At 60.7% G+C, this 3,980-nt stretch carries 6 protein-coding genes; 2 read left to right on the top strand and 4 right to left on the bottom strand.

Annotated elements, in window-relative coordinates; genetic code table 11:
- Together groEL and groES are read right to left on the bottom strand one after the other, a co-directional pair.
- Window positions 1-869, bottom strand: an 869-nt coding sequence (groEL, locus tag WBQ77_RS12900) for a chaperonin GroEL (protein ID WP_424060534.1), incomplete at its 3' end; no start/stop codon positions are given.
- A gap of 101 nt (window positions 870-970) precedes the next feature.
- The gene (gene groES, locus WBQ77_RS12905) at window positions 971-1,288 is read right to left on the bottom strand and encodes a co-chaperone GroES (protein WP_424060535.1); all 318 of its coding nucleotides are present in this window, start codon (window positions 1,286-1,288) and stop codon (window positions 971-973) included.
- A gap of 254 nt (window positions 1,289-1,542) precedes the next feature.
- Here groES and WBQ77_RS12910 point away from each other — a divergent pair, with 254 nt between their 5' ends.
- Complete coding sequence (locus WBQ77_RS12910; protein WP_424060536.1) at window positions 1,543-1,809, top strand: usg protein; 267 nt, start codon at window positions 1,543-1,545, stop codon at window positions 1,807-1,809.
- 110 nt (window positions 1,810-1,919) lie between these two features.
- Window positions 1,920-2,414 (top strand): DM13 domain-containing protein, encoded by a 495-nt coding sequence (locus tag WBQ77_RS12915; protein ID WP_424060537.1) that lies wholly within the window; start codon window positions 1,920-1,922, stop codon window positions 2,412-2,414.
- A 3-nt stretch (window positions 2,415-2,417) separates the two neighbouring features.
- On the opposite strand, the gene WBQ77_RS12920 is transcribed toward WBQ77_RS12915, so the two are convergent.
- Both WBQ77_RS12920 and WBQ77_RS12925 read right to left on the bottom strand, forming a co-directional pair.
- Complete coding sequence (locus tag WBQ77_RS12920; protein ID WP_424044789.1) at window positions 2,418-2,840, bottom strand: cyclic nucleotide-binding/CBS domain-containing protein; 423 nt, start codon at window positions 2,838-2,840, stop codon at window positions 2,418-2,420.
- 225 nt (window positions 2,841-3,065) lie between these two features.
- Window positions 3,066-3,980 (bottom strand): LysR family transcriptional regulator (locus WBQ77_RS12925; RefSeq protein ID WP_424060538.1); only part of this gene is annotated, 915 nt, incomplete at its 5' end.

The raw sequence follows: 3,980 nt of genomic DNA on the forward strand, positions 1-3,980 counted from the left end.
TGCAGCATGGCCTTGCGGCGATCGCCGAAGCCCGGAGCCTTCACGGCCGCGACCTTCAAGCCGCCGCGCAGTTTGTTGACCACGAGCGTAGCCAGCGCCTCGCCCTCGACGTCTTCGGCGACGATGAGCAGCGGACGGCTCGACTGAACCACGGCCTCAAGCAGCGGCAGGATGGACTGAAGGTTGGAGAGCTTGGCCTCGTTGATGAGGATGTAGGGGTTCTCCAGATCGACGCGCATCTTGTCGGCGTCGGTGATGAAGTACGGCGAGAGATAGCCGCGATCGAACTGCATGCCCTCGACAACATCGAGCTCGGTCTCAAGGCTCTTGGCCTCCTCGACGGTGATGACGCCGTCATTGCCGACCTTCTGCATGGCCTCGGAAATGAAGCGGCCGATCTCCGGATCGCCATTGGCGGAAATGGTGCCAACCTGTGCGATCTCCTCGTTGGAGGTGACCCGTCTGGCCTTCTCCTGCAGGGCCTCGATGATCTTGCCTACCGCGAGGTCGACGCCGCGCTTCAGATCCATCGGGTTGGAGCCGGCAGCGACGGACTTCGCGCCTTCCTTGACGATGGCCTGGGCCAGAACGGTTGCAGACGTCGTGCCGTCGCCGGCCTCGTCGGCCGTCTTGGAGGCCACTTCGCGCAACATCTGAGCGCCCATGTTCTCGAACTTATCCTCGAGCTCGATCTCCTTGGCGACCGTCACACCGTCCTTGGTGATGCGCGGGGCGCCGAACGACTTCTCGAGAACAACGTTGCGGCCCTTGGGCCCCAGCGTGACCTTGACCGCATTGGCCAGGATGTCGACGCCGCGAAGCATTTTTTCGCGCGCCTCTTGGGCAAATTTTACATCTTTCGCAGACATGTTTTGTTTAACTCCTTCAAACCTTGCCGCTCGTCACACGCCGCGAATGCGGCCCTGCCCGAGCGGTGAAATGGAATTTCGGTTGGCGGTAGCGGTTTGGGCTACGCGGCCTTCTTCTTCGAGGCGGCCGTGCCTTCGAGGACGCCGAGAATGTCGCTCTCTTTCATGATGAGAACATCGCTGCCATCGATCTTGACCTCGGTGCCGGACCACTTGCCGAACAGCACGCGATCGCCCACCTGGACGTCGAGCGGCTGAACCTGGCCCTTTTCATCGGCAACGCCCGGACCTACGGCAACGACTTCACCCTGCTGCGGCTTTTCCTTCGCCGTATCGGGAATGATAATGCCGCCCGTAGTCCGTTCGTCCTCATCGATCCGGCGCACCACGACGCGGTCATGCAATGGACGAAACTTCATCTTGCTTACTCCTCCAGACAGATTGTCAAAAATTGTTTTGGAATGAGGGCGCTGCCCGTGAACCGGGGTCCCCCTCAGACCGTATGTAGAATCGGTTTTTAGCACTTTCAAGGTGGGAGTGCCAAAAAATTAGCACTCCCGCAGACGTGCTGCCAATATGCTGATATTGCTCAATAAATCGCTTGAACGGGATGGGAGGTCGGTCTTAGCATTAAGGGGTCAAGAAAGCCGTCAATAAAGGGGGATGAGGACCGATGGACCAGGCCTTCGCCAATCAAATCGCTGGCTACTCTCTGACCACAGCCGAGATTCTCTACCGCCTGCCCGATCACCGAGACCTGCTGCAAAGCTTTGTGTGGCAGGAGTTTGATCTCGCGCCGCAGTTCCCCAAGCTCTCCGAGTTCCTGGATTTCTGGGAAGCCAATCTGGAAGGGCCGCTCTATCGGGTGCGCGTGGCCCACAAGACCCTGATTTCGCCAACCGAGTTCAGCTTCGTGGCGGGGGAGCTGCAGGTCCATTAGACAGCTCGATTAGACTCGAGCGTCCGGCGTCTGCCACTCGCGTTCATCGCGCCGCCATGGCAAGCTCGTAGCCACTTGGAGATTGGCTGACGGGCATCGGGAGGCGCGGCATGTGGCGGTTCATCAAAGGATTTCTATCGGGCGGCTTGATCGGTGTGGTGCTGGGCTTGGGCCTGGGAATCTTCCTGTTTCCCTATCTCTTCCCGCCGCCGGATGCCAAGGAGGCCCTCAACCGGGACGAGGTCGGAGCGATCGTGGCCAAAGGCACGTTCATCCATGCCAATCCGAGCGACCCGGTCCATTACGGCAAGGGGGCGGTCGGCGTTTATCCAAGTACGGTGTTTCTGGACAAGGACTTCGAAGTGGGCCCGGGTCCCGACTTCCACGTGTATCTGGTTCCCAAGGCGGACATCCGTTCCTCCGACGACGTGAAGGACACGATGTATGTAGACCTTGGGCGCCTGCGGGCCTTCAAGGGCAGCCAGAACTACGCGATCCCGGAGGGCGTCGATCTCAAGAACTATCCGTCCGTGGTGATCTGGTGCCAGCAATTCGGCGTGCTGATCTCGCCGGCCGATCTTACATTCGAGCAAGAGTCCACCTGACGGTCAGCGCAGGCATTCCGCCAGGTGGTCGTCTTCGTCCAGGCGATCGATTTCGATGCCTTTGAAGTCGCCACGGGAAACGACCCCAAGAATTTTCTCGTTCTCCACAACAGGCAGATGACGGATTCCGCGGTCGCTCATCTCGCGGAGCGCGTCAACGGCTCTGGCTGTGGGTGGCACCGTAACCGGGCGGGCCGTCATTGCTTCCGCTAGGGGGGTGACCTCGGCGCTTCTGCCTTCGGCGAGCGTGCGTACGGCATCGCGGCCGGTGAAAATGCCAATGAGCCTGCTGTTTTTATCGATCACGAGGACCGAGCCCTTGCGGTGTTCCCACATGCACCGGCAGGCTTCCTGAACCGGTGCGTGTTCTCTAAGCGCCAGCAGCGTCTGGTTCGTCAAGATGTCGGCGAGCTTTCTATTCGTCATGAGGCGCTCCATTTTCTAGGGATTTACAGCGTTGGCACTTCCGGGCTCATGGCGCCTTGATGCGGAACAAGGCGCCCCTGCCCCTGATGCCGCAGGCCCTCGATGAAAAAGGGCCGTGCACCGACCTTCGAAAAGATATTTGAGGAATCGCACGGCGCGCGAAGGTCCGCATACCGACTAGCGGCGCGTCGTCCTGCGGGACATGCGCGGTCGCCGGGGCCGTTCTCAGATCGGCCGTGGCGCGGCTTTTCCTTTCGAGAGAAACTCGGCGAGCACGTCATAGACGAGGCGGATGCGGCGGCTGGTGTAGAGTTCCCGGTGCGCGATCAGCCATGTGGGAAACTTCATCGGCGCCATATCCGGAAAGACAGGCTCCATGCCTGGTGTCATGGCGGCGATGTCAGCACCCATGAGGCACATGCCAAAACCCTGCCGTGACATCTCCCACATGACGAGCACGCAATCCGCGCCGAAGCGGAAATTCTCAGGCGCCGGAGAAATGCCAAGGCTGGAGAGATATCGAACCATTTCGTCGTAGTTGCCGGAGCCAACGAAATAGTGGCCATCTAAATCGTCTGGAGATTGAGGGCGGCCATAGCGGCTCAGATAGCCCTCCGATGCATAGAGATTGCCGTCGCCCTCCGTCACCAGGCGCGCGACGAGGTCCGGCTCTTCGGGTCGCACATGGCGGATCGCGATATCGGCCTCGCGCCGCTGGAGGTCGCGGATGCGGTTGGACGCGACGATTTCAATCTCCAGATTCGGCGCAATCTCATGGAGCCTGTCGATCGCTGGGGGCAGGAGATAGGCGGCAAAGATATTGGTCGCGGTGATCCGCACCACGCCCTCGATGGTCTGGCTTTGCCCGGAGGCGGCAAGCGATACGCGGTGCGCGGCGTCGCCCATGACCCGGACATGGTCCAGAAGCTCAAGGCCGGATGGCGTGAGTTCCAAGGAGCGGCCGATGCGTTCGAACAGCAAGACACCGAGGTCCTGTTCAAGCGCGGCCACCTGGCGGCCCAGCGTGGGTTGCGTCAGGCCCAGCACCCGCGCGCCGCCGGAGAACGAACCTTCCTCAGCGGTCGCGAGAAAGGCGCGGACTTGGTTCCAGTCGAAAGATATGGCCTGCCAGTTCATGCA

This window comes from Methyloceanibacter sp., from assembly GCF_049590335.1.
Lineage (GTDB): Bacteria > Pseudomonadota > Alphaproteobacteria > Rhizobiales > Methyloligellaceae > Methyloceanibacter.

What these genes read in the sequence shown, in the direction of transcription:
- WBQ77_RS12920 (WP_424044789.1), bottom strand. Translation starts at nt 2,840, where the DNA reads ATGACGAATAGAAAGCTCGCCGACATCTTGACGAACCAGACGCTGCTG.
- groES (WP_424060535.1), bottom strand. Translation starts at nt 1,288, where the DNA reads ATGAAGTTTCGTCCATTGCATGACCGCGTCGTGGTGCGCCGGATCGAT.
- WBQ77_RS12915 (WP_424060537.1), top strand. Translation starts at nt 1,920, where the DNA reads ATGTGGCGGTTCATCAAAGGATTTCTATCGGGCGGCTTGATCGGTGTG.
- WBQ77_RS12910 (WP_424060536.1), top strand. Translation starts at nt 1,543, where the DNA reads ATGGACCAGGCCTTCGCCAATCAAATCGCTGGCTACTCTCTGACCACA.